The sequence below is a fragment of the Brevundimonas sp. PWP3-1b1 genome (genome assembly GCF_049896065.1).
In the GTDB taxonomy this organism is placed as follows: domain Bacteria; phylum Pseudomonadota; class Alphaproteobacteria; order Caulobacterales; family Caulobacteraceae; genus Brevundimonas; species Brevundimonas intermedia_B.
Window position 1 is genome coordinate 421,496 of record NZ_JAFCTO010000002.1, and the last position, 24,839, is coordinate 446,334.

Annotated in this window: 24 protein-coding genes and 1 tRNA gene; 11 read left to right on the forward strand and 14 right to left on the reverse strand. The window is 67.6% G+C overall.

Features of this window, described 5'->3' with window-relative positions:
* Positions 1-6 precede the first annotated feature (6 nt).
* The 3 genes from ACP69V_RS13950 to tsaD are packed head-to-tail and all read right to left on the reverse strand — an operon-like array spanning position 7 to position 2,604.
* Positions 7-384 (reverse strand): Rieske (2Fe-2S) protein, encoded by a 378-nt coding sequence (locus tag ACP69V_RS13950; protein ID WP_426024399.1) that lies wholly within the window; start codon positions 382-384, stop codon positions 7-9.
* Entirely contained in the window at positions 377-1,375 is a 999-nt protein-coding gene (locus tag ACP69V_RS13955; protein WP_426024400.1) for an NAD(P)H-dependent glycerol-3-phosphate dehydrogenase, read from the reverse strand. Before ACP69V_RS13955 ends, ACP69V_RS13950 begins: the two co-directional genes overlap by 8 nt.
* 26 nt (positions 1,376-1,401) lie before the next feature.
* Complete coding sequence (gene tsaD / locus ACP69V_RS13960; protein WP_426024401.1) at positions 1,402-2,604, reverse strand: tRNA (adenosine(37)-N6)-threonylcarbamoyltransferase complex transferase subunit TsaD; 1,203 nt, start codon at positions 2,602-2,604, stop codon at positions 1,402-1,404.
* Between tsaD and hemC the strand changes: the two genes are divergently transcribed.
* The 4 genes from hemC (at position 2,603) to ACP69V_RS13980 (ending at position 4,918) form a co-directional block, all read left to right on the forward strand.
* On the forward strand, positions 2,603-3,556 hold the full coding sequence (hemC, locus tag ACP69V_RS13965) for a hydroxymethylbilane synthase (protein ID WP_426024402.1): 954 nt from the start codon (positions 2,603-2,605) through the stop codon (positions 3,554-3,556). The two genes, tsaD and hemC, sit on opposite strands and share 2 nt — an antisense overlap.
* Positions 3,553-4,275, forward strand: a complete 723-nt coding sequence (locus ACP69V_RS13970; RefSeq protein WP_426024403.1) for a uroporphyrinogen-III synthase — start codon at positions 3,553-3,555, stop codon at positions 4,273-4,275. Before hemC ends, ACP69V_RS13970 begins: the two co-directional genes overlap by 4 nt.
* Positions 4,276-4,316: 41 nt before the next feature.
* A tRNA-Thr gene (locus ACP69V_RS13975) sits at positions 4,317-4,392 on the forward strand.
* 172 nt (positions 4,393-4,564) lie between these two features.
* Positions 4,565-4,918, forward strand: a complete 354-nt coding sequence (locus ACP69V_RS13980; RefSeq protein WP_039246365.1) for a helix-turn-helix domain-containing protein — start codon at positions 4,565-4,567, stop codon at positions 4,916-4,918.
* Here the strand turns inward: ACP69V_RS13980 and ACP69V_RS13985 are convergent, their stop codons facing one another.
* Genes ACP69V_RS13985 through ACP69V_RS14000 form a run of 4 tightly spaced genes read right to left on the reverse strand, consistent with a single transcriptional unit; the run spans position 4,919 to position 6,575 of the window.
* Positions 4,919-5,290, reverse strand: coding sequence for a hypothetical protein (locus ACP69V_RS13985; protein WP_426024404.1), 372 nt, complete (start codon positions 5,288-5,290; stop codon positions 4,919-4,921).
* The gene (locus tag ACP69V_RS13990) at positions 5,287-5,751 is read right to left on the reverse strand and encodes a hypothetical protein (RefSeq protein ID WP_426024405.1); all 465 of its coding nucleotides are present in this window, start codon (positions 5,749-5,751) and stop codon (positions 5,287-5,289) included. The genes ACP69V_RS13985 and ACP69V_RS13990 overlap by 4 nt, the downstream gene beginning before the upstream one ends.
* Before the next feature lie 14 nt (positions 5,752-5,765).
* Positions 5,766-6,101 carry a hypothetical protein gene (locus ACP69V_RS13995; protein WP_426024406.1) on the reverse strand — a complete coding sequence of 112 codons (336 nt, stop codon included), beginning with the start codon at positions 6,099-6,101 and terminating at the stop codon, positions 5,766-5,768.
* A gap of 27 nt (positions 6,102-6,128) precedes the next feature.
* On the reverse strand, positions 6,129-6,575 hold the full coding sequence (locus ACP69V_RS14000; RefSeq protein ID WP_426024407.1) for a helix-turn-helix domain-containing protein: 447 nt from the start codon (positions 6,573-6,575) through the stop codon (positions 6,129-6,131).
* Between the two features lie 157 nt (positions 6,576-6,732).
* Between ACP69V_RS14000 and metK the strand changes: the two genes are divergently transcribed.
* Positions 6,733-7,935, forward strand: a complete 1,203-nt coding sequence (gene metK, locus ACP69V_RS14005) for a methionine adenosyltransferase (RefSeq protein WP_426024408.1) — start codon at positions 6,733-6,735, stop codon at positions 7,933-7,935.
* Between the two features lie 4 nt (positions 7,936-7,939).
* On the opposite strand, the gene ACP69V_RS14010 is transcribed toward metK, so the two are convergent.
* The 4 genes from ACP69V_RS14010 to ACP69V_RS14025 form a co-directional block, all read right to left on the reverse strand.
* On the reverse strand, positions 7,940-9,205 hold the full coding sequence (locus tag ACP69V_RS14010) for a pentapeptide repeat-containing protein (RefSeq protein WP_426024409.1): 1,266 nt from the start codon (positions 9,203-9,205) through the stop codon (positions 7,940-7,942).
* Positions 9,206-9,258: 53 nt separating this feature from the next.
* Positions 9,259-9,888 carry a bifunctional diaminohydroxyphosphoribosylaminopyrimidine deaminase/5-amino-6-(5-phosphoribosylamino)uracil reductase RibD gene (locus ACP69V_RS14015; protein ID WP_426024410.1) on the reverse strand — a complete coding sequence of 210 codons (630 nt, stop codon included), beginning with the start codon at positions 9,886-9,888 and terminating at the stop codon, positions 9,259-9,261.
* Positions 9,885-10,598 carry a 2,3-diphosphoglycerate-dependent phosphoglycerate mutase gene (gene gpmA / locus ACP69V_RS14020; RefSeq protein WP_426024411.1) on the reverse strand — a complete coding sequence of 238 codons (714 nt, stop codon included), beginning with the start codon at positions 10,596-10,598 and terminating at the stop codon, positions 9,885-9,887. Before gpmA ends, ACP69V_RS14015 begins: the two co-directional genes overlap by 4 nt.
* Positions 10,599-10,838: 240 nt before the next feature.
* Entirely contained in the window at positions 10,839-13,349 is a 2,511-nt protein-coding gene (locus tag ACP69V_RS14025; RefSeq protein ID WP_426024412.1) for a TonB-dependent receptor plug domain-containing protein, read from the reverse strand.
* 350 nt (positions 13,350-13,699) lie between these two features.
* Here ACP69V_RS14025 and rpsT point away from each other — a divergent pair, with 350 nt between their 5' ends.
* From rpsT to gyrB, 6 genes are all read left to right on the forward strand, one after another.
* A complete protein-coding gene (gene rpsT, locus ACP69V_RS14030) occupies positions 13,700-13,969 on the forward strand; it encodes a 30S ribosomal protein S20 (protein ID WP_135194610.1) in 270 nt (89 codons plus the stop codon).
* Positions 13,970-14,420: 451 nt separating this feature from the next.
* A complete protein-coding gene (gene dnaA / locus ACP69V_RS14035) occupies positions 14,421-15,896 on the forward strand; it encodes a chromosomal replication initiator protein DnaA (protein WP_426024413.1) in 1,476 nt (491 codons plus the stop codon).
* A 108-nt stretch (positions 15,897-16,004) separates the two neighbouring features.
* Entirely contained in the window at positions 16,005-17,123 is a 1,119-nt protein-coding gene (dnaN, locus tag ACP69V_RS14040; RefSeq protein ID WP_346494456.1) for a DNA polymerase III subunit beta, read from the forward strand.
* 61 nt (positions 17,124-17,184) lie between these two features.
* Positions 17,185-18,243: a hypothetical protein gene (locus ACP69V_RS14045; protein WP_426024414.1), complete on the forward strand. Its 1,059-nt coding sequence runs from the start codon at positions 17,185-17,187 to the stop codon at positions 18,241-18,243.
* A 10-nt stretch (positions 18,244-18,253) separates the two neighbouring features.
* The gene (gene recF, locus ACP69V_RS14050; protein ID WP_426024415.1) at positions 18,254-19,387 is read left to right on the forward strand and encodes a DNA replication/repair protein RecF; all 1,134 of its coding nucleotides are present in this window, start codon (positions 18,254-18,256) and stop codon (positions 19,385-19,387) included.
* Between the two features lie 143 nt (positions 19,388-19,530).
* Positions 19,531-21,957 carry a DNA topoisomerase (ATP-hydrolyzing) subunit B gene (gyrB, locus tag ACP69V_RS14055; protein ID WP_426024416.1) on the forward strand — a complete coding sequence of 809 codons (2,427 nt, stop codon included), beginning with the start codon at positions 19,531-19,533 and terminating at the stop codon, positions 21,955-21,957.
* 88 nt (positions 21,958-22,045) lie between these two features.
* Here the strand turns inward: gyrB and ACP69V_RS14060 are convergent, their stop codons facing one another.
* The 3 genes from ACP69V_RS14060 to mnmD form a co-directional block, all read right to left on the reverse strand.
* Positions 22,046-22,486, reverse strand: coding sequence for a hypothetical protein (locus ACP69V_RS14060; protein ID WP_426024417.1), 441 nt, complete (start codon positions 22,484-22,486; stop codon positions 22,046-22,048).
* A gap of 87 nt (positions 22,487-22,573) precedes the next feature.
* On the reverse strand, positions 22,574-22,957 hold the full coding sequence (locus ACP69V_RS14065; RefSeq protein WP_426024418.1) for a DUF6491 family protein: 384 nt from the start codon (positions 22,955-22,957) through the stop codon (positions 22,574-22,576).
* A 26-nt stretch (positions 22,958-22,983) separates the two neighbouring features.
* A complete protein-coding gene (gene mnmD / locus ACP69V_RS14070) occupies positions 22,984-24,816 on the reverse strand; it encodes a tRNA (5-methylaminomethyl-2-thiouridine)(34)-methyltransferase MnmD (RefSeq protein WP_426024419.1) in 1,833 nt (610 codons plus the stop codon).
* Positions 24,817-24,839: the final 23 nt, after the last annotated feature.

A 24,839-nucleotide genomic window follows, 5' to 3' on the forward strand; every position in this document is an offset into this window, starting at 1 on the left:
TCGGCCTCAGGCCGTCCTGACGATCCCGCCCGTCGCCGTCACGGGCCAGGGCGTCAGCCGCCCGCCCGCGCAGGGGCCGCCCTTGCATTCGCCCGTCAGCGGCTCGAACACGGCCCCGTGCCAGCCGCACAGGATCAGCGAGCCGTCGGGCGTCAGATAGCGGTCGATCTCCATGGCGATGGGAAAGCCCGCATGGGGGCAGCGGTCGACCCAGCCGGCGACCTGGCCGTCCTTGCGCACCACGAAGCCGTGGAAGAAGGCCTCGCCGATCTGAAGCACGAAACCGCGCGAGCCGGGGTCGGCGATGTCGCCCTCGGCGCACAGGGCCACGCCGGGCGGCGTCTTCCAGACCCGCTTGCGCTCGACCGGGGCTTCCTCAGACACGCTCGGCCTTCAGCGGACGCGACAACAGGCCGTCGATCAGGCCGTCCACGTCGATCTCGCCGGCCAGCAGGGCGGCGACGCCTTCGGATATCGGGATTTCCACGCCCAGGCGCGCGGCCAGTTCGCGCACGGCGGGCGCGCTCTCGTAACCCTCGGCCACCGACCGTTTGCCGGCCAGGGCCTGTTCCACCGTCTGCCCCTGGCCCAGGGCCAAGCCCAGGCTCATGTTGCGCGACTGCGGGCTGGAGCAGGTCAGGACCAGGTCGCCCAGACCGCACAGGCCCGCCACCGTCTCGGCCTGACCGCCCATAGCGACGGCGAGACGGGTCATTTCCGCAAAGCCGCGCGTGATCAGGGCGGCATGGGCGCTGCGGCCCAGTTGGCGGCCCTCGGAAATGCCGCAGGCGATGGCCAGCACATTCTTCAACGCCCCGCCCGCCTCGGCGCCCACCAGATCGGTCGCCAGATAGGGCCGGAAACCCGGCGCCGACAGGGTGTTCAGCAGGGCCTGGCCCAGCGCCGCATCGGCGCAGGCCAGGGTGACGGCGGTGGGCAGGCCGCGCGACACCTCGCCCGCGAAACTGGGGCCGGACAGGACGGCGGCGGGCGCGTCCGGCAGGGTCTCGGCCAGCACCTCGGTCATCAACTTCATCGTGCCGCGCTCGACCCCCTTGGAGCACAGCACCACCGGCACGCCGGCGCGGTGATGGGGCGCAAAGGCCGTCAGGGTGGCGCGCATATGCTGGGCCGGGGGCACGGCCAGGATCACGTCGCAGTCGGCTAGGTCCGCCAGGTCCGCCGTGAACTTCAGTTCGTCCGCCAACGGCACGCCGGGCAGATACAGGTCGTTGGCCCGCGTCGCCCGCAAGGTCTCGACCAGCTTCTGCTCGCGCGCCTGCAGCGTCGTGTCGAGCCCTGCCCGGACGCAGACCTGCGCCAGGGCCGTGCCCCAGGCGCCCGCGCCGATGACCCCTGCCGTGCGGAATTCCATACGCCCTCCCGAGGCTTCTTTATCGTTCACGCCTTTGCGCCCTTGCGGCCGGGCTTGTGCGAAGGATCGGACAGGGCGCGCGCTTCGTCCAGCGGCCATCGTGGCCGTGCGACCACGTCGATGTCGCTGGTCAGCCCCAGGGCTAGCCTCTCAGCCCCCGCCAAGGCGATCATCGCCGCATTGTCGGTGCAATAGGCCATGGGCGGCGCCAGGAAGTCGAAGCCGTGCCGGGTCGCCGTGGCCTCCAGCGTCGCGCGGATGGTCTTGTTGGCGGCGACCCCGCCCGCCACCACAAAAAGTCGGTGGTCATGCGTCTCGGCATAGGCCGCCAGCGCCCGCTCGGACCGATCCGACAGCTGTCGCGCGATGGCGTTCTGAACTGCGTCGGCCAGGTCCGCCTTGTCCTGGTCCGTCTCGCACGTCTGGGCGATGCGGAAGGCCGCCGTCTTCAGGCCCGAGAAGGAGAAGTCGCAGTCCTTGCGGCCCAGCAGAGCGCGCGGAAGATCGATCTTGGATCCATCGCCCTGCGCCGCAAGCCGCTCCAGCGCCGGCCCGCCCGGATAACCCAGGCCCAGGGCCTTTGCGATCTTGTCGAAGGCCTCGCCCGCCGCGTCGTCGATGGTTGCGCCGATCCGGCTCATGTCGCCGATGCCGCGCACCTCCAGCAGCTGACAATGGCCGCCCGACACCAGCAGCAGCAGAAAGGGATAGGCGACCTCCGCCCCCAGCCGTGCCGACACCGCATGGCCTTCCAGATGGTTGACCGCCACAAGGGGCAGGCCGCGCGCCAGGGCCGCCGCCTTGCCGAAGCTCAAGCCCACCATGACCCCGCCGACCAGACCCGGCCCGGCCGTCGCCGCGATCGCGTCCAGCCCGTCATAGCCCATGTCCGCCTCGGCCATCGCGCGGCGCGTGACCTCGGCGATCATCTCGACATGGCTGCGCGCCGCGATCTCGGGCACCACGCCGCCATAGGCCGCATGGTCGTCGATCTGGCTGTGAACGACCGAGGACAGGACCTCGGCCCGGCCGCCCATTTCAGAAGGGTGCAGGCGCACGACCGAGGCCGCGGTCTCGTCGCAGCTGGTCTCCAGGCCCAGCACCGTCAGCGCATGACCGGGGCGAGGGGGGACATCCCGTCCAGTTGCCGCATGGGCGCGGCTGCTATAGTCGGCGGAACTCTCCATCGGGTCGAGGTAGCGACCCGGCGACCGGTGCGCAACGCTCATGACCTTTCCTCTCCGCATCGGCACCCGGCGCTCCAAGCTGGCTCTGGCCCAGTCCGGCATGATGCAACGCGCCATCGGCCGCGCCCTGAACGTGCCCGAGGCCGAAATCGAGACCGCCATTCCCCTGGTTGAGATCGTCACCACCGGCGACCGCATTCAGGACCGCCGCCTGCTGGATGTCGGCGGCAAGGCCCTGTTCACCAAGGAGATCGAGGAGGCGCTGCTGGCCGGCCGGATCGACATCGCCATCCATTCGATGAAGGACGTCCCCGCCGAACAGCCCGACGGCCTGTGCATCGCCGCCATTCCCGCACGCGAGGACGCCCGCGACGCCTTCATCAGCCGCGACTTCGACAGTTTCGACGCCCTGCCCTTCGGCGCCCGCCTGGGCACCGCCAGCCTGCGTCGCCAGGCCCAGGCCCTGGCCCTGCGGCCCGACCTGAAGGTCGAGATGCTGCGGGGCAACATCGACACCCGACTGCGCCGCGCGGCCGAGGGCGATTTCGACGCCATATTGCTGGCCGTCTCCGGCATGACCCGCCTGGGCGTCACCGAACACATTCGCGAGAAACTGTCGCTAGACGCTTTTCTGCCCGCGCCGGGCCAGGGCGCCCTGGCCATCCAGACCCGCGCCGCCGACATCGACGCGCCCTGGGTCGCCGCCCTGAACCACCCCCAGACCGCCATCGCCGTCGCCGCCGAGCGCGGGGCCATGATGGCGCTGGAGGGGTCGTGCCGCACCGCCGTCGGCGCCTACGCCGTGATCGCCAACGATGCGCTGCACCTGACCACGGAAATGCTCAGCCCCGACGGTTCGGCCCGCTGGCGCCGTGTCGGCGACCTGCCTCAACCGACCGAAGCCGACGCCCGCGCCCTGGGCCAGCGGCTGGGCGGCGAGGTCCACGCCTCCGCCGGCGATCAGGTGGTCGATCCCGCGACCCTGGACGGATGACTGCCCCCGTCGCTGAAGCCAAGCCCGCCCGCATCTGGATCACGCGCGCAGAACCCGGCGCCTCTCGCACCGCCGCACGCCTGCGAGACATGGGGTTCGAGCCGATTATCGCCCCCCTGCTGGCGATCGAGAACCTGACCCCGCCCGTCCCCGACCTGGCCCGCTTCAACGCCCTGGCCTTCACCAGCATCAACGGCGTCGCCGCCTTCGCCGCCCTGACCCGCGAACGCGACCGCCCGGTCTTCGCCGTGGGCGATGCGACCGCCCAGGCCGCCCGCGACGCCGGTTTCGCCGACATCCGCTCCGCCTCCGGCGACCTCCACGCCCTCGCTCGCCTGATCGCCTCCGAACTGAACGACGGCGTCGTTCTGGCCCCGCAAGCCGAAACCCCTGCCGGCGACTTCGACGCCGCCCTGGCCAATGCCGGCGCCCGCAACGTCTCGATCCAGCCCCTGACCGTCTACCGCGCCAGACCCACGACCGTCGCCGCACCCACGATATTCGACGCGGTCCTGCTCCACTCCCCCCGCGCGGCGAAGATCCTGACCGAACAGGACATCGCCCGAATGTCGCGCGCCGTCACGGCCTGCATTTCCGCCGCCGCCGCCGCCCCGCTGGTCACCCTGGGCCTGACGCCGGCCGTGGCCCAAACGCCCGACGAAGCCTCATTGCTCACGATCTTGAAAGCGGCGCTTGGCAAGCGCGATGCGGCCGTATAAAGACCCCGTCTCGCGCGGACTGCTTCGTCCGTCGCAACCGGGCCGCTTTAGCTCAGCCGGTAGAGCACATCATTCGTAATGATGGGGTCAGGTGTTCGAGTCACCTAAGCGGCACCACTTTTCCGAGCGCGGCTCGCGCCGGAAGCGACGGCGAGAACACCGTCACATGTCTCAATGGTTGAATTCACACTGATCAGCACACGTAGCACTCCCTAGTGGAGCAGCTTTGGCTTGACGGCGTCGGCGTTTTGGGGCCATGGCGCCGCATTAGTCCTGTCCGTAGGCCCAAATGAACGACGCAGTAGATCCCGTAGACATCGCCATCGGCGGCCGCATCCGCACGCGTCGCGAGGAACTTCGTATCACTCAGGCGCAGTTGGCCGCCGGCGCCGGCGTGACCTTCCAGCAGATTCAGAAGTACGAGCGGGGCGTCAATCGCGTTTCGGCTGCGCGCCTTCTACAGATCGCATCGGTCCTGAAATCGACCGGCGCGGCCCTGCTGGGCGAGTTGGAAACGGCCGAAGGCGACGAGCTTGCGCTGGCCGCCCCCGGGGTGGCCGAACTGCTGGCCGCCTTCCGCGGGATCAAGGACGCCGCTCAACGCGACGCCCTTCTGACCGTGGCCAAGGGCCTGCGCGGCTGATCAGGCGCGGTTGCTGACGCTCTTCAGCAACTGCTCCACCTCGTCCCGCCGTTCCGAGGGCGCGTCCAGAGCCGTGGCCGCGAGCCACGATTGAATCGCGGCCAGCGCGCGCATGTCGCGGCCATCCGAGCGGCCCGCGTCCGCCAAGCTCTGGCGAATGATCTCGATCATGCAGACTGCTTCGACCGCCGTGCTGGGCGCATGATCCAGCAGGGTGGTTTCGGCCGCCTCCATCGGCGCCAGGTCCAGCTCGACCAGCAGGTTCTCGCCGCTGGCCGACAGGGATTGCGATCCGACCTGCTGGGCCAGATTGGCCGTCTCAAGCCACGAGCGGAACAGGGGCATGAAGCCGTTGGCGGTTTGGCTGTTCATTGGACTGTGACCTTGTGTGGCGCGCGACCGGATGCGGGCCGTGATTGGGGATGGGCGTAGGGGGCGGCGCGCGCCTCCCATACGCCGAAGAGAGCGAGGAGCAGCAGCTCGAACCAGACGACCATGCGGGTCGATACGATCGACCAGAGAAGCGCGTCGGAACCGGCGATGCCTGCCAGATGGGTCGAGACGGCTATAAGCTGGGCGCCGGCCGCCAGAAGCAGCCACCAGCGGTCGTATCGCAGCGCCAATCCTACCAGCAGGCAGAACATGGCGAACGACAGCGACGCCACCCCCCATCGGAAATGCCCGATGAACAGATGGTCCACGAACGGCGTGCCCCATTGCAACGCGAACAGGGCGACGACGACGATCCGCTCGGGCGTGCGGCCTTTCCATAGCAGAAGCGCCATGACCGCGTAGGTCAGCCCCTCAAGCAGCAGGGACAGCGGCGACCACATTCCCGCAGCAGCGATCAGGCGGCGATCGCGAAGGGCGCGACGCCGGTCGGAGGCACGGCCTTGTCCTCGCGAGGGCCGTCCATATACCAGCCGACCTGGTGTTCGTCGGCGACCTGGGCCAGTTCGCCGTGACTGGCGATGACCGCGCCGCGAACCTCGGCCAACTGGCTGAGACCGCGCACCATATTGGCCAGGGCGTCCTGACCGACTTCCGCTGCCAGACGGGCCTCGACCCGACCTTCCAGCGCCGTCTGGACCAACCGGCAGACCTCGATCATCGCCTGATCGACGGCGTGTTCGGTGGTTCTGACCTGCCGCGCCACGCGAACGCCGACGTGCATATTCTTCATTGGCTCATCTCCCGTTAAGCCGTGTTGTCAGCGCATTTCAGCGGGAGCGAGCCGGTCGAAAAGGGATGGAACCACCATGCCCGCCGTCACGATCCCGATGGCGAACAGCAGGGCGATGGCGGCGCCGGCGACGATGACCCCCACTCTCGCCAGAGCGCCGCGGGGCGGAGCCGGCAGAAGCCAGGACGTCGTTCGGTCGGAAACCGCATCGTCAGACTGTTCGGCCGACGTGGGATCATTCAGCGGATAGGGGCCGGTGTTGGGAATGAGTATCGACGCCTCTGAGTAGACGCTACTCAGCCGACGCGCCGCCAGTTTGCGATCCGATACGCCCAGTTTGGCGTAGGCCCGGTGCAGGTGATTGCCGACGGTGCGGGGCGAAATGCCGAGCCGTGCGGCGATCTCCTTGTCCTCCAGGCCCTGGCCGGCGAGGTGGACACATTCGCTTTCTCTCGTCGTCAGGCTGTCAGGCATTCGATCCCCCGCAGCCTGTTTACCCTAAAATCCAACGCTGTCAGCCGATCCGCACGGCGTGCGAAGCACTTTCCGTTTTATCGCCCGACGTCAGATCACTTGAACATATAAGCATATCTTTATATGTCTGATCGCCTGACACAGACAGGAGCCTCTCTTGGCCGCTCGTTCCTCCTTCCTCTTCACCTCGGAAAGCGTTTCCGAAGGTCACCCCGACAAGGTCGCGGACCGCATCTCCGACACGGTCGTCGACGCCTTCCTGGCCAAGGATCCCGAGGCGCGCGTGGCGTGCGAGACCCTGGTCACGACCCAGCGCATCGTTCTGGCCGGCGAAGTCCGCGCCACCCAGCCGGGCAACACGAAGGAACAGAACGAAGCCTTCACCCAAGGCATCATCGACAGCCTGGAGCCGCTGGTCCGCGCCGCGGTCAAGGACATCGGCTATGAGCAGGACGGCTTCCACTGGGAGACGGCGGAGTACGCCTGCTACCTGCACGCCCAGTCGGCCGACATCGCCGTCGGCGTCGACTCGACCAACGAGAAGGACGAGGGGGCGGGCGACCAGGGCATCATGTTCGGCTATGCGTCGAACGAGACGCCGGAACTGATGCCGGCGACCCTGCAGTACAGCCACAACATCCTGAAGCGCCTCGCCGAGGTTCGCCACGCCGGTGGCAGCCTGCTGGAGCCGGACGCCAAGAGCCAGGTCACGATCCTGTACGAAGACGACAAGCCTGTGCGTGCGACCTCCATCGTGCTTTCGACCCAGCATGCACCAGGCAAGGCCGTCGAGGTCGAAGCGTTCGTGAAACCTCTTATCCTCGAAGTCCTGCCGGAAGGCTTCACCGACGAGAATACCGTCTGGCACATCAATCCGACCGGCATCTTCGAGATCGGCGGGCCTGATGGCGACGCCGGCCTGACCGGCCGCAAGATCATCGTCGACACCTACGGCGGCGCGGCGCCCCACGGCGGCGGCGCCTTCTCGGGCAAGGACCCGACCAAGGTGGACCGTTCGGCGGCCTACGCCTGCCGCTACCTGGCCAAGAACGTGGTAGCGGCGGGTCTGGCCGACCGCTGCACCATCCAGATCTCCTACGCCATCGGCGTAGCCAAGCCCCAGTCGATCCACGTCGATCTTCACGGCACGGGCAAGATTTCGGAAACGGTCCTGGAAGACAAGATCCTGGACCTGATCGGCGGCGCCACGCCGCGTGCGATCCGTCAGCATCTGCAACTGAACAAGCCGATCTACGCCCGCTCGGCCGCCTATGGCCACTTCGGCCGCGAACCCGATGCGGACGGCGGCTTCAGCTGGGAAAAGACCGATCTGGTCGAGAAACTGAAGGCGCTCGCTTAAAGCGTCAGGCGGCCTGGTCGATGACCAGGCCGCGCACGCCCGTCAAATTGGCGTCGGTCAAGTCGATTTGACGGGTATGGGCGCCGTGCAACGTCGCGCGGCCCAAGTCGGCGCCCACCAAGATCGCACGTTTCAGATCGGCGCCGGACAAGTCCACGCCGCGCAGCACTGCCCCTGTCAGATCGGCCGGCATCAAGCGATCTGCCGTGATCAACAACGGCCCCAGTTGGGCTTCGCGCATGTCCGCGCCGTTCAACCGGGCGCCCTTCAGACGCGCCCCGCGCAGGTCGGCGCGTCGCAGTTTGGCGGACCTCAGATCGGCGTTTTCGAGCTGGGCGCCCTGTAGCTGAACCCCCTCCATGTCCAGGCCGTAAAAGACCGCGCCCTTGGCAGACAGGGCGGTCAGGTTCAGGCCCGTGATCGACTTCAGCGGACGCAGATCGACGCCGTCGAAGACCGAAGGCTGCCCCTCGGACCCGCCGGTCTCGCACCAGCGCGCATGTTCGCGCAGCATTTCGGCGGCCGGCATCCGGTCCACGGATTCGCAGGCGGACTTGTTGTCCGTCAGCGCGCCCTGCATGTCCGCGCCGTCGGCGCGCCACATCGTCATCTTGCAGCCCACCAGAATGGCGTCGCGCAGATCGGCGCCCGACAGGTCCGCACCGGACAGATCGGCCCCGGCCAGGTCCGTGCCGCGGAAGTTGGCCTGTTTCAGATTGGCCCGGACCAGCTTGCAGTCCTTCATCACCGCGCCCGAGAAGTCGGCCTTCATGGCGATGACGCCCGACATCTTGGAGCGTTGCAGATTGGCGCCGGACAGGTTGGCGCCCACGGCCTCAGTCTCCTCGCGATGGCGCGGCTCGATGACCTTGAAGCCCAGTTTGGCGTCGGCGGCGGCGATGGTGCCTTCGCGCAGATCGGCTTCGAACATGTCGGCGCCCGACAGGTCCGCACCGCGCAGGCAGGCCCCGCGCAGATCCGCGCGACGCAGGCTGGCCTCGGCCAGGATCGCGTCCTGCATGTCCGCGCCGAAGAAGTTGGCGTTGTCGAGCTTGGCCCCCGTCAGGTCGCAGCCTTCGAGGCAGGCGGCGGCGAAATCGGCATCGGCGAGATTGCGGCCCTTAAGGCTGAGGCCCGACAGGTCCATCCAGGCGAAGACCGCACGGGCGCCGCCGGGGCGGGCCTGGAACAGCCGGTCATGCCGGGCGCAGACCAGGTCCAGCTCCGCCTGCGTCAGGCGTTTTCTCACGATGGGTTCCGCCAGTGCCATTTCGACACAGTGCGCCCGTCTGACTTAAGAAACCCTTGAGCGACAGGCGGTTGTCAGACGGTGAGCAGGCCCTGCTCGTCGAGCGCCTCGGCGAGCTCGCCGGGGCCGGTCCACAGGCGGGTGTAACCGGCCTCGCCCAGTCGTTTCAGCTCGGTGACCAGATCGGCCTTGGGCGAGGCGACGAAGCGGCCGTCGAAGCCGACGCCGTCCTCGCTGATCCGCACCATGGGTCGGCCGGTTTCCAGCCGATGCAGGAAGCCTTCGCACAGGTCGGCGCCTTCATCGCACATCAGGCCGGTCTCGACGGTCAGGCCCTGGGCGCGCAGGCGTTCTGTGCCGCGGCCGGCGGCGAACGGCGACGGGTCCAGACAGGCGATGACGACGCGGGCCACCCCGGCCTCGGTCAGGAAGTGGGCGCACGACTTGCGGCCCGACGACCTCGCGCCGCACGGCTCCAGGGTGACATAGACGGTCGAACCGACCACCTCTGCGCCGGCGGCGGGCACGGCCTGCTCCTCGGCGTGGGGACGGCCGCCCGGCGCGGTGGCGGCCTGGGCGATCACCCGGCCGTCCTTGACGATGACGCAGCCGACCGCCGGATTGGGCCAGGTCTCGCCCATTCGCCCGGTCGCCAGGGCGATGGCCTGGGCCATGAAGGCCTGGTCGGCTGCGCTCCAGCTCATGATGCGGTCGGCAGCGCTTCGGCGCGGGCGGCGTCGAGATAACGGGCGGCGGTGGGCTTCAGCTCCGCGTCCAGATCGATCTCCAGCGGATTGCCCGTGGGGATTTCGACGCCGACGATCTGGTCGTCCGGCACGCCGAACAGCAGTTTGACGATGGCCCGCAGAGAGTTGCCGTGGGCGGCGATCAGCACGTTCTCGCCGGCCTTCAGGCGCGGCGCGATCTCGGCGTCCCAATAGGGTTTGACCCGATCCAGCGTGGTCTTCAGGCTTTCGGTGTCGGGAATGGCCTTTCCAGCGTAGCGCGGATCGGCGTTGAAATCGAACTCCCCGCCCGGCGCCAGCGGGGGCGGCGGCACGTCATAGCTGCGGCGCCAGACCTTGACCTGGTCCTCGCCGTGCTTCTCGGCCGTCTCGGCCTTGTTGAGACCCGTCAGCCCGCCATAGTGGCGCTCGTTCAGGCGCCAGTCCTCGATCACCGGCACGTCGGTCAGGCCCGCCGACTGCAGGGCCAGTGCGCCGGTGCGTTTGGCGCGCGTCAGGACCGAGGTGAACATGACCGCCGGCTTGAACCCGGCCTCGGCGATCAGTTCGCCGCCGTGACGCGCCTGGGCCTCGCCCTCCGCGGTCAGATCGACGTCGACCCAGCCGGTGAAGCGGTTTTCGAGGTTCCACTGGCTCTGGCCATGGCGGAGCAGGATCAGGCGCGGCATTCGGTCGGTCCTTCGGGAAACGGTCTTTCGGGGTAGGACGCCCTCCGAAGTCGGTCAAGGCTCACCGGGATCAAGCCGTCGCCCGGCTTGCTGCTCCGGGCGCACGGCGGTAACAGTCGGCCGATGTCAGACCGTCTGTTCTTCCCCCTGGCGCTCGGCGTCGCCGTCGTGATGATCGCGCTGGCGACCGTCTGGCCGTAAGGCGGGCCGCAGCCCGCCCCCATCCTTCGCCCTTTTCGTCTAGAACAGGATCTTGCGCAGGTTGATGCGGAAGACCCGGCCCTGCGGGTCCAGATAGTCCCGCTGATAGTTGACGGGCGTGGCGCCGTCGCTGCTGGTCACCGAAATCCGGTCGTCGAAGATGTTCTGAACCCCGAACCCGATCCGCGTCCCCTTCAGGAACGGGAAGCGTTCGACCCAGGACGTGCGCTGGGTCAGGTCGGCGAAGGCGAACAGATTGACCGTCGTCCGTCCCGAAAAGTCCAGGTCGGGCGAACCGAGCGCATCGCCGTTGACCGTGGCGCCCGCGCGCCAGTTGGCGTTGACGAAGGCGCCCAGCCCGTTCTTGAACAGGCCGGTCTGAAGCTGGACCTCATGGCGCGACTGACCGCCCGAGCCGGAGATCGAGTCGCCGTCCAGCAGGTCCAGCGGCGCCAGACCCTCGCGGATCACGACCTCGTCCTGAACGCGCCAGGTGTGGGTCAGCGACAGGTTGAACATGCCCTGGCCGGGCTGCATCCCCGGCCCGCGCGAGCCGCGCATCCGTCCGCCGCCGGGGCCTCCAGGGCCACGTGGGCCGCCACCTGCCATTGCCCCACCACCGCCGGGACGCCCACCCGCTCCCTGGCCGGCCTCAACGGGGTTCGGCTTGCCGAAGGGACGCGAAAAGTTGAAGCCCCATTGCACGTCCTGCTGCTCGCGCTTGAAGAAGTTCAGCGGCCGGGCGTCGATGGACAACAGATTGCCGTCGGCGTCGCGCACGAACCGGTCCGGCAGGGCCGCTTCCAGGTCCGGGGTGATGGCGGGGAAGCTGGAGATCTCGTCGTCCGCCTCGGTGCGGGTATAGGCCAGGTTCAGCCGGAAATCCTGGGCCGACAGCGGCTGCCAGTTCATGCCCAGCTTCAGGATGCGCCGATCCTCGGCCTTCAGATTGGGGTCGCCGCCGGTGATCTGGTTGATTTCGACCGTCTGGCTGTTGCGGAAGTCGAAGACGGGGGTGTTCGGCGTCGATATCGTCGGGTCGTTCAACTGCTGGACAGTCGGCGCCTTGCCCTCGTCGGAATAGTTGGCCGACAGCGACAGACGCTCGACCGGGGACCAGTTCAGGCCCGCGCCGACGGCGGTGACGCCGCCGAAGTCGGACAGTTCCTGATAGGCCAGGTTCACATTGGCCGACAGGTCGCCGATCTTGGGCAGGATGCCGCGATCGACGTTCGAGATCGGCAGGTCGAAGTTGGCCTGGACGCTGCCCGAGTTGCGCGACTGCGATCGATCCACGGCGACGCCGGAGCGCACGCTTTCGGAGTCCAGCGACTGATAGCCGGCGCCGACCTTGAAGGTCGAGGTGATGTCCCCCGCCGGCAGCTCGTACGGCCGGCCGTTCAGCACCAGTTCGGCCGTCGCCGTCTGGGCCAGCGAGTTGGCGGTGTCGCGTGGATTGACCGTGGCCCGGCTGGTCAGATCGCCGAAGGGATTGACCGTCAGATCGCCCGCGATCAAGGCCTGCAGCGCGATCTCGTCCACGCCCCGCCCGGTTGAGGTGTCGGTCTCGACACGGCTGTATTCCCCCGTCGCCGTCCAGCGCCAGTCGCCGACATAGCCGTCGAAGACCGTGCCCAATTCGGCGGTGCGGGTGTCGGTCTTGCGCGTCAGGGAGCCGGGCAAGTCCAGATAGCTGAACACGGTCTCGTCCTGGCCGGACGGCGAAAAGGGATTGGTCCCCGGCACGTTCAGCAGAAGGTTGGGCAGGCCCTGGTAGCTGAAGCTGCTGGAGTCTTCCAAACTGCCGCTCAGCGTCATTCCGACCTTGTCGTTCAGGTCGTGCTTGTAGGTTCCGGCTACCGAAACCTCGTCGGTCTTGGGCAGTAGGGTGCGATAGGCGTTCGCCTCTTCACCGGTCGCTCCACCGGCCGTGGCGCTACGGTCGATATCGCGCTCGGTCTCGAACAGGGTGTTGGCGGTCGTGCCGTTGATGTCCAGCGACCAGCGGTCGCCCCCGGCGATGCGAAGGACGTTGTTCTCGCTGGAGGTGGTCGTACGCCCGCCCTGTTCGGGGCGGCTGACGTTGACCGAGGCCGTCAGGGACTTGAAGTCCGCCTTCAGGACGATGTTCACCACCCGCTGATTGGCGCTGTAGCCATAGGACAGCGCCGTCTCCTCCGGCAGGACGTCGAAACGCTCGATCGCCTCGGGCGGGATGCCGCGGATTTCGCGGAAGCCCGAGATGCGGCGTCCATTGACCAGAAAGACCGGGGACCCGCCCCGCGCGCTGCGCGTCTGGGCTTCCAGCAGGGTGATCAGCTCGCCGATGTTGGTCGCGCCGAACGCCTGGATCTGGGCGGTGTCATAGGAGACGATCGGCTCCTGCCCGCCCAGGGCCACGCCGCGACGCGCGGCCGTGACCTCGATCTCCGGCAGCACCGTCGTGGGCTCTTCCTGGGGAGTCTCGGCTGCGGTGGTCTGGGCCGCCGTGGTCTGGGCGACGCCGGCCGTGGGGGCCAGAGCCAACAACATAAGCGCGATTTGGGTCATAGAACGACGGTCCGGGAAACGAATTCAGCCCCCTGCAGGACGGTACAAACATGGCCGTAAAACGACACAATTCATGAAGAAACAGAAAGCGTTGCACCCTTTCAACACAGCGAAAAAAGTCGCGACGGATTAGGTGGTCCGGCGCGTTGAAGCTGATCGGGGTGCGTCCGAAAAGCCGTCTCTCAGACGTCGGCGACGGCGACGTCCGGGTTCGCCGTCGGCCAACCAGGGAGTCGATCAAGGAAGACTCCGCGTTGACCACCCCCGGGCTTTCGGCTATATGCCCGCCCTCTTGAGATTTCCGCGCCGTGGACGTGTGCTCCGCGGCGTTTTCCGTTCGAAGGTTTGACATGGCCAACAACCCCGGCGCCCGCAAGGCGATCCGCAAGATCGAAGCGCGTACCGAAGTGAACAAGGCGCGCCGTTCGCGCGTCCGCACCTATCTGCGCAAGTTCCAGGAAGCTCTGGCCGGTGGCGACGCCGCCGTCGCCAAGACCGCTTTCGTCGAAGCTCAATCCGAGCTGATGCGCGCAGTCTCCAAGGGCGTCGTTCACAAGAACACCGGCTCTCGCAAGGTGTCGCGCCTGGCCGCCCAGCTGAAGAAGCTGTCGGCCGCCTGAGCCAAATTTAATCCGACGCGGACGGAGCAGCTGTCGCTGTTTCGTTGTGGGATTATGAAGCAATATCAACGCCGAAGGAGCGCATGCTCCTTCGGCGTTTTGCGTTGTGTCGCTAAGGTGCAATTTTGAAATCTGTGCTCGTCGAGCGGCAGTTCGCCGGAAATTCCAAGCAGGATCAGGGTTTGACGGAGTCAAACAATTTAACTGCGAATCGACCAACGAATCAGCGTTGACCCACCCGGCTCGCAGCGTAAGTTTTGGCCTCTAACGCACTTCCATCCCAGCACGGATGAAGACGGCGCGGGACTTGGTTTCGCGTTGGCGGGAGATGTCTGTCCAGAGGTTCGACCCCGTCCGAAAAGCATCGCTTTTCGGCGCAGGAGAAGTCGTCCCTGAACCATCGCCCTGAAGCTGCGGAAGGTCGGATTTGGTTTTGGACTGGGCGGGCAAGATGGTTGGGGGCGCAACGGCGATGGCGGGCGGAACGAAGGCGTCGGGAATGACGGACCCGGACCGCATCTGGAGCGAGGCCTCTCTGCGTTTGCGCGCCGAGATCGGCGACGGCCCCTTCTCGTCCTACATCGCCCCGTCGGCGGTCCGGCTGGACAACACCGGCGGCCTGATCCTGGTCACCCCCACCGCCTATGCCCGCGACTGGGTGCGCAAGAACGCCCTGCGCCGCATGAATGAGCTGTGGCTGGGGCTGGACGGCCTGAACCGCCGCCTTGAGGTGCGCTGCCGCGCCGAAGTGGGTTCGGCCCCGCCGGCCTCGGCCGTGTTGTCAGGCAATGCGGCCGACGCCGCGCCTCGCCTGGCCGCCTTCGCCTCGACGCCCCATATCGCGCCCGCCGCCCCCATAAGCGCGGACGGCGCACGCGCCGTGCGCGCCGCCGGCCTGCAGGACCGCCTGACCTTCGACAGCTTCGTGGAGGGTCAGGGCAACGCCTTCGCCCTGGCCATCGCCAAACAGGTCGCCAGTTGGGCCGACGGTCACTTCAACCCCGTCTTCTTCTGCGGCCCCTACGGCTACGGCAAGACCCACCTGCTGAACGCCATCGCCTGGGAGGCCCAGCGCCTGCGGCCCGAGGCCAAGGTGGTCTATCTGACCGCCGAACGTTTCCTGTCCACCTTCGTCAAGGCGATGCAGGACCGCTCGACCGCCGCCTTCAAGGAGAGCTTGCGGAGCGCCGACATGCTGCTGCTGGACGACGTCCAGTTCGTGGGCGGCAAGACGAGCACCCAGGAAGAACTGCTCTCGACCCTGACCGCCCTGATCGAGGACGGCAAACGCATCGTCTTCTCGGCCGACCGCGCGCCCATGGCCCTGACCGAGGTCGAGCCGCGCCTGCGCAGCCACCTCGCCGCCGGCCTGACCTGCCCGGTCGAGGCGGGCGACCGCGAGCTGAAGATCGCCGTGGCCCAGAACCGTCTCAAGGCCCTGTCGGCCCTGGGCGTCGTTCAGGGCGAGGCCAATCCCGAGGTTCTGGCCCAGCTGGTGGATCGCACCCCCGGCTCGATGCGCGAGCTTGAGGGCGCCGTGAACACCTTGGCCGCCGCCGCCGGATCGCGCCTGTCCTCCGTCTCGGTGGACGAGGCCTCGACCCTGCTGGGCGCCGCCATGCGCGGCGGACCCGAGCGCCGCATCACCGTGGACGAAATCCAGAAGACGGTCGCCGACCACTTCAACATGAAACAGGCCGATCTGCTGAGCGAGCGCCGCACCCGTGCGGTCGCCCGTCCCCGCCAGATCGCCATGTATCTGTGCAAGCAGCACACGACCCGCTCCTATCCCGACATCGGTCGGCGTTTCGGCGGTCGTGATCACACCACGGTCCTGCACGGCGTGCGCAAGATCGAGGAGCTGATGCCGCAGGACGACCAGATCGCCCGCGACGTCGAGGCCCTGACGCGCAAGCTTCGCGGCTGAAGCTGTGGAGCAGCGGGTCTGACCCGTTGCTCCCGCCGCGCAATCCGCTAGTGTCCGAGGTCACTTAACCGCGGCCATCTGCGAATCGGCCGCGCCGGGCGAGACGACATGCAGCTGACCATCGAACGATCCGCGCTCCTCAAGGCCTTGGGCCACGTCCAGAGCGTCGTCGAACGTCGAAACACCATTCCGATCCTGTCCAACGTCCTGCTGTCCGCAGGCCGCGACCGGCTGGCCTTCGCCGCCACCGATCTGGACATGGAGATGGTCGACGAGGCCGAGGCCCAGGTTCAGGTCGAGGGCCAGATCACGGCGCCCGCCCACACCCTTTATGAAATCGTCCGAAAGCTGCCGGAAGGCGCCGAGGTCTCGCTGCTCTATTCGGGCGACGATCCGCGCCTGGTCGTCTCGGCCGGTCGGTCACGCTTCAACCTGCCGGTCCTGCCGGCGGGCGACTTCCCCGTCATGTCCACCGACAGCGCCGGCGCCTCCTACGTCATGCCCAAGGAGGACCTGGCCCGCTTGATCGACAAGACCCGGTTCGCGGTCTCGACCGAGGAAACCCGCTACTATCTGAACGGCCTTTATCTGCACACGGTGTCGGAGGCCGGCGTGCCCCTGCTGCGCGCCGTCGCCACCGACGGCCACCGCCTGGCCCTGGCCGAGACCCCGGCGCCCGAGGGCGCGGCCGGCGGCCCTGGCGTGATCGTGCCGCGCAAGACCATCGATCAGGTCCGCCGCCTGCTGGACGACGCGGGCGGCCCGGTCGAGGTCACCGTCTCGGCCCAGAAGATCCGCTTCCAGATGGGCGAGGCGTCCCTGACGTCCAAGGTCATCGACGGCGCCTTCCCCGACTATCTGCGCGTCATTCCCAAGGGCAACGACAAACAGGCCGACATCGACAACGCCCTGTTCGCCAAGGCCGTCGATCGCGTCGCCACCATCTCGGCCGAAAAGAGCCGTTCGGTGAAACTGGCCTTCGACAACGACCGGGTGAAGCTGACCGTCCGCAACATGGAAGCCGGCCAGGCCGAGGAAGAGGTCGAGATCGGCTATTCCGACGAACCGTTCGAGATCGGCTTCAACGCCCGCTACCTGCTGGACGTCGCCGGCCAGATCACCGGCGAGAACGCCGCCTTCCGCTTCGCCGACCCGGCTTCGCCGACCCTGGTCCTCGACCCGGCCGATCCGGGCGTTCAATATGTGCTGATGCCGTTGCGTGTCTGATAGCCATGGGCATGGCGGAACGGTGATCAAAAAGGCGAGGTGGAGACTTTGGACTCCGCTCGTGATGTCGTTCTTGGGTCTTGGCGCTTACGTCGGCATTTACGCTTGGTTTTCGAGCCTTGAGGGTCGCGAAGAATTCCTTCGCTCCTTCACGAGTTCCATTACCGACGCGGTCATAATCGTTGCACCAGGTTTGGTGATGCTCGCCCTATGCGGCGAAGCGATACGGTCGCTGTTCTGGGGAGATTATATCGCCCCTGGTCATCGCGGCGTCCGCTTTCGGATCAACGGTCGCAAGCATTTCCTTCTCTGGGAACGGGTGAGGAAGTTCCGCGTCGAAACGCCCGTGGTGGGCCAAGAGGGTGTGGTCGGATGGGACTACAGTGACGATCTCCGTAGCGAAAAACGCATAAAGAGTTCGGCGGCGACGACACTGGATGGCGATTTCGGCCTCGGCTGGCAAGGTGGGCCAGACGCCGTTTGTGCGTCGCTGGAAGATTGGAGATCGCGCCATTCCGCCCCCCTAGTCTTTCAAGAAGAGAGAAGCGCGGCGCATCCTGACGGCGGTCAGGACGGAACAGACCTGCCAATGTTTTTGACGGTGCGCGCGGACACACGAAAAGCGCTTGGGCCGCTACTATTGATCTGGTGCTGCTTCTTCGCACTGTTCGCCCTGCCGATCTGGATTACGGCCATGGCAGCTCCAAGTGGCCAGGGGCTGACGGTATGGACGAGACTTGCAGGCGATTGGTCGTTCTGGCTCATCGCACTGATGTATGTCGCGATGGCGCTATGGCTCGGATATGTCGCCCTCCTTCTGACACGCCGCTTTTTTCTCAAGCCGACCATCGTGCTGACCCCAGCAGGCTTTACGATCAAGGACGAGGCGGGGGTCCGCTTCACACGCTGGCGAGACGTCGAAGCGTTCGGCATAGCCCATGACTCGAACAATAATCGTGAACACGTCGGCTGGCGTTACCGGCCCGGCGTCGCCACGGTAGACGCCTGGGACAAGCCGTCCCTTGATCTGGATGCTTCGGTGGGCATGGGCTGGCAGGGTTCGGTGCATGACCTGCGCGCTACCTTTGACGGGTGGCTCCGTCGGCACGGCATCTGCTGAGCGGATAGATTTGATCCAATCCCTCACCCTCACCGATTTCCGCTCCTATGCGAGCGCAAGGCTGGAGATGACCTCCGGGCCTGTGGTGCTGCATGGGCCGAACGGGGCGGGGAAGACCAATCTGCTGGAGGCGATCAGCCTGCTGACGCCGGGCAAGGGGCTGCGGGGCGCGACGGCCGCCGAGATGGGTCGCCGCGAGCCCGGCGAGGCGACCGGCCGCGCCTGGGCCGTCATGGTCGAACTGGACAACGAGACCCGGCTGGGCACCGGCGTGCAGATGGCGGGCGCAGCGCGGCGCATCGTGCGGATCGACGGCGAGACGGCCCAGCCGGGGCGATTGCTCGACTATCTGCGCCCTGTCTGGGCCACGCCCGAGCAGGACCGGCTGTTCTCCGACGCCCGGGCCGAGCGGCTGAAGTTCTTCGACCGGCTGGTCTTCGCCGCCGATCCCGATCACGCCGCCAGCGTCTCGATATATGAAAAGGCCCTGCGCGAACGGCTGCGCCTGCTGAACGATGCGCAGGACGGACGTGAAGCCGATCCGGTCTGGCTGGATGCGCTGGAGCTTCGCCTGGGCGAGGCCGGGGCCCGCGCCGCCCTGGCCCGCGTCGCCGCCCTGCACGCGCTCCAGGCCGCCATCGACGCCCGTCGCGACCGCCCCTTCCCCCAGGCCGACCTGGGGCTGGACGGCCCCGCCGAACAGATGGCCGAGATGGGCGCGGAGGAAGACGAGATCGCCGCCGCGATCCGCGAAGGCCTGGCCAAGGCCCGCGCCCGCGATGGTGCCGCCGGACGCTCCCTGTTCGGCCCGCACCGCACCGACCTGACGGCCATCCACCGCGAGAAACAGCGCCCCGCCGCCGAGGGGTCGTCCGGCGAGCAGAAGGCCTTGGTCCTGAACCTGATCCTGGCCCAGATCACCCGCCTGTCGGATCAGGCCGTCGCTGGGGCGGCCCGCCCCGTCCTGCTGCTGGACGAAGCCCCCGCCCACCTCGACGAACGCCGCCGCGCCGCCCTGTTCGACGAGATCGTGGCTCTGGATCTTCAGGCCTTCATGACCGGCACCGAACGCGACCTGTTCGCGGGTCTTGAAGGCCGCGCCCAGTTCGTCCGCGTCACCGGCGGCGCGCTGGAGAGCGACTAGGTTTTCACGCGGAAATCCTCGCTTTTTCGTCGCAAATTCCTATATGTTGCGGGCTTCGATGCGGTGCGATCCCGTGGTCGATTCGAGCGCCGGGTTTGGCGCTCCATCCCCGTCCCGGTCGGGACTTCAGAGCCAATGACTTCATGACCGATCCGATTGCCGACATGCCCGAATACGGCGCTGATTCCATCAAGGTTCTCAAAGGCCTGGACGCGGTGCGCAAACGTCCCGGCATGTATATCGGCGACACCGACGACGGCTCCGGCCTGCACCACATGGTCTATGAGGTGGTGGACAACGCCATCGACGAGGCCCTGGCCGGCCATGCGGACCTGGTCCAGGTCATCCTGAACGCCGACGGATCGGTGACCGTGACCGACAACGGCCGCGGCATTCCCACCGGAATTCACGAAGGCGAAGGCGTTTCGGCGGCCGAGGTCATCATGACCCAGCTGCACGCCGGCGGTAAGTTCGACCAGAACTCCTACAAGGTCTCGGGCGGCCTGCACGGCGTGGGCGTGTCGGTGGTCAACGCCCTGTCCGACTGGCTGGAGCTGAAGATCTATCGCGACGGCAAGGCGCATCAGATGCGGTTCGAGCGCGGCGACACGGTCAAGTCGCTGGAGATCACCGGCGACGCCCCGATCCGCGAGGACACCGGCAAGGCCCTGAGCGGCACCGAGGTCACCTTCTATCCGTCGGTCACCACCTTCAGCCACATCGACTTCGACCTGAAGACGCTGGAACACCGCCTGCGCGAACTGGCCTTCCTGAACTCGGGCGTGGTCATCAAACTGGCCGACCAGCGCCACGCCGAGCCGGTCGAGATGATCCTGCACTACGAGGGCGGGGTCGAGGCCTTCGTGCGCCACCTCGACAAATCCAAGACGCCGATCTTGAAGGACGTCATCGTTATTCGCGGCAAGAAGGAAGGGATCGAGCTGGATCTCGCCCTGTGGTGGAACGACTCCTACCACGAAACCATGCTGTGCTTCACCAACAACATCCCCCAGCGGGATGGAGGCACCCACCTGTCGGCCTTCCGCGCCAGCCTGACGCGCGTCATGGGCGGCTATATCGAGAGCTCGGGCGCCGGCAAGAAGGAGAAGGTCTCCGTCACGGGCGAGGACGCTCGCGAAGGCCTGACCTGCGTCCTGTCGGTCAAGGTGCCGGATCCCAAGTTCAGCAGCCAGACCAAGGACAAGCTGGTCTCGTCCGAAGTGCGCCCCGCCGTCGAAGCCCTGTGCTCCGAAGGCCTGTCGCAATGGTTCGAGGAACACCCGGTCGAGGCCAAACAGGTGGTCGCCAAGATCATCGAGGCTGCCTCCGCCCGTGAGGCCGCCCGCAAGGCCCGCGACCTGACCCGCCGCAAATCGGCGCTGGAGATCAGCAGCCTGCCGGGCAAGCTGGCCGACTGCCAGGAACGCGATCCCGCCAAGTCCGAACTGTTCATCGTCGAGGGCGATTCCGCCGGGGGCTCGGCCAAACAGGCGCGCAACCGCGAAAACCAAGCCGTCCTGCCGCTGCGCGGCAAGATCCTGAACGTCGAGCGCGCCCGCTTTGATCGGATGCTGTCGTCGGAGCTGATCGGGACGCTGATCCTGGCCCTGGGCACCGGCATCGGCCGCGACGACTTCAACGCCGACAAGCTGCGCTATCACAAGATCATCCTGATGGCGGACGCCGACGTCGACGGCGCCCACATCCGCACCCTGCTGCTGACCTTCTTCTATCGGCAAATGCCCGAGCTGATCACGCGCGGCCACGTCTATATCGCCCAGCCGCCGCTCTACAAGGTCGCCAAGGGCAAGCAGTCCCGCTACCTCAAGGACCAGTCCGAGATGGACTCCTACCTGATCGAGGAGGGGTCGTCAGAGGCCGAGTTGGACCTGTCGACCGGCGAACGTCGCCTGGGCCTGGACCTGCAATCCCTGGTGCGCGAGGCCAAGAGCTTCAGCGCCGGCGTCGATCGTCTCAGCCAGCGCGCCCCGGCCTTCGCCATCGAACAGGCGGCGCTCGCCGGCCTGTTCGCCGAAACCTCGGACATGGCGACCGCATCGGCCGCCGCCGCCGTGCGTCTGAACCTCTATGCCGAAGAGGGCGACGGCGACTGGACGGGCGCGCCCGGCGAACAGGGCGCCGTGGTCTTCACCCGCACCCGTCGCGCGGTGCAGGAGACCATCGTGCTGGAAGAGACCCTGATCCGTTCGCTGGACGCCCGTCGCTTGGCCGAACGCGCCCAGGCGTTCGACGGCGTCTTCGTCGCGCCGGCCACCTATCGCCGCAAGGACAAGTCCACGACCATTCGCGGGCCTCTGGACCTGCTGAACGCGGTGCTGGACGCGGGCAAGAAGGGCCTGTCGATCCAGCGCTACAAGGGTCTGGGCGAGATGAACCCCGAGCAGCTGTGGGAGACGACGCTGGACGTCAACGCCCGCACCCTGCTGCAGGTCTCGGTCGAGCACGAGGAAGACGCCAACGACCTGTTCGCCAAGCTGATGGGCGACGTGGTCGAGCCCCGTCGCGAATTCATCCAGGAAAACGCCCTGGACGCCGCCGTCGACGTCTAGAGCCTGATCGGCTGAAATGGATCGCTTCGCGATCCCGCTGATGCCGTGAATCAGGCTCCAGATAAAGCAAGAGCGAGAGGGACGCGGCCTACTGGCCGCGTCCGCCTGCGATGAAGGCCGCAATCGTCGGAAACGCCGTGTTCTGAGGCCGCATCTCCTCGCAGGCGAAGGATTTGATCCCGCCGTAGATGCCGCCGCTGGGCGTCGCCTCCCATGGCGTGTCCTCGGAATAGCGGTCGGTTTCCGCGCCATCGGGCCCATAGGTCACGGTCGCGCCCGAACGCGATTGACCGTCCGAACACCGCACCATCACCTCTTCGGTTTCATGGCTCAGGTTGGCGGCGTCGCCGCGCGCCGGCACCCGCGCCATCCGCGTCGTCGCCACGCCGTCCACCGGCGTCAAACCGTCCAGATCGACGAGATAGACGGTGGCGTCGCTGCGTGAAAACGCGGCCCAGCTTTCCGCCGCCACCGGCGACGCCAGGGCGGCCGTGGCCATCATCGCTGCAAGACCGATTGTTCTGATCATTCTCTTCCCTCCCCAGGCAAGACGATCATTTCATACCCGTGTGCGGAAGAATTCAATCTCCCTGACGGTCCTGCAAAGCTTTTCGGATCAGGGCCGGTCCCGCGACGGCAGGGCCGCGATCTCTTCGGCCGTCAGCTTCCTGGCGATGCGGACGCGGCAAGGTTCAGGGCCGGTCGCCGGGCTGCGCAAGGTCGCCTGATCGCCGACGCACAGGTTCGATCCAGAGAGCGGCTCCAGCGCGACCGACAGGGCGCGGGTCATGTCGCGGCAGAAGGTGGTCTCGATCTGGAACACGTCGGCGCCGGACGTGCGCACATACAGGGTCTGGTCGTTGGGGGCGGCGAAGTTCCGCACCAGGTTGGGCCGGAAACACTGGTTGGCGTCGACGCGGCTGGCCGTCGTCGCGCCGGGCGATGGCGCACAGGCCGACAACGCCAGGACGGCGGCCGAGGACAGGATGAGACGATACATGTTTGGCTCCCGAAACAGCCCCCGGCTCATACTTCGCTCGCCGGCGACGAGGGCGCAAGGGGATTGCGGATGAGCGCCGCCCGGTTCGGCGAAACGCGCGCCGCCAGATCTCGCGGCAGGGGCGAAGGTCGGTTCAGGATCAGGGCGGCGACATGTTCCGCCAACACCGGCGCGACGCAGAAGCCCCGCGACCCCAGCCCGCCCAGCAGATAGAGACCGTCGTCCAAAGCCCCCGCCAGGGGCAGACGGTCGGGCGTGGTGGCGCGGATCGCGGCGCGCCTCTGCGCCTGTCCCGCCGCCTCGATCTTCGTGGCCAAACCCGGCAAGCGCGCGCGCAAGGTCGCCAGGTTTCTCTCGCTGTCTTCTGCGCGCGGCGCCGTGTCGGTGACGCCCCGGTCATGGGTCGCGCCATAGAGGACGCCCTGGCCGGTCGGGACCGCATAGCCGCCCCAAGCCATCGCGTTGGTCGTGACCGCACCTTCGACCCAGTCCGCCTGCCCCCGCACGGGCGACAGGCGCGGCGCCGGGTCATGTCCGTCCAGCAAGGCAGCCGATCCCCAGCCAGCGGCGACCACGACCGCATCGACCTCGGCCAGCACCGCAGACCTCTCGCCGATCAGCCGCCAACGGCCGTCGGTCCGCTCCAGTCTCGTCACCCGCTCCGAGCGCATGTCCGCATCGCCCAGCCAGTCCGACAGCACGGCGGCGGGACGCACCGCACAGGCGCCTCGCATCGACAGACCACCCTGCCCCGTCGCCTCGCCCGCCAAGGCCGCAGCGGCGTCTTCGTCCAGCACGACCATCGCGCCCTCCGCCCAGATCGGCTGGCGCGCGATCTTTTCGAACCGGGCCGCATCGCGCGGCGCCTGAGGCAGTTGCAGCACCCCATTACCCGTCACGGCGTCCGGCGTCGCGGCATACAGATGCCCCGCCCGCTCCACCGCCTGGGCGTGCAGGGCGGCGATACCGATGTCGCCTGCATCCAGGCGCGGCGTGACCAGGGCCGCCGGAAAGCCCGATCCACCCGCGCCCGGCCGCTCGGCCTCGAACACCACGGCCCTGACGCCCTGATCCCTCAGGGCGCGCACCACCGACGCCCCCGCCACGCCGGCGCCGATCACGGCGATGCTGGGAACCGGCGCAGACGCAAAGGTCGAGGGCAGATGCGCCTCCAGCCGCTCGCGCTTGCGGCCATGACCGGGGCGTTTATCGACCACGAAACCGTGCTCGGCCAGGCCTCGGCGCACGGCGCCGGCGACGGTGAAGGTGGCCAGGCGCGCGCCCGGCGCCGACCGCGCGGCGATCAGGGCCATCACCTGCGGCGACCACATGCCGGGGTTCAGCGCCGGAGAGAACCCGTCCAGGAACCAGGCGTCCGCCGCCCCCGACCACTGCTCCAACGCCCAGGCCGCGTCCCCGACCGCCAGGTCCAGCACGGCGTCGAAGCCCGGCAGGTCCACACGGTGAAAACCCGGCGTCGCGGACGGCCAGTTGTCGATCAGCGCCTGCGTCGCCTGCGCCAACTCCGGCCAGGCGCCCAGGGCCCGCGCCGCCTCGTTCGCCGTCAGCGGAAACCCCTCGATGGAGAAGATATGCAATCGCCCGCCCTCGGGCCGGGTCCGGCGCCACAGGTCCAGCAAGGCGGCGATGTTCAGCCCTGTGCCGAAGCCCAGTTCCGCCGCCGTGAAACAGTCCCGCCCGGCCCAGGCGTCGGGCAGGCCGCATCCGTCCAGGAACACCGCCCGCGTCTCCGCCAGCCCGTCGTCGCGCGAGAAATAGACATCGCCGAACCGGCCCGAGCGCGGTTCGCCCTCTTCGGTCCAGGTCAGTTGCGGCGAGGCGTCGTCATCGGAAATCATGACCCGGCTCTAGCACCTTCGTC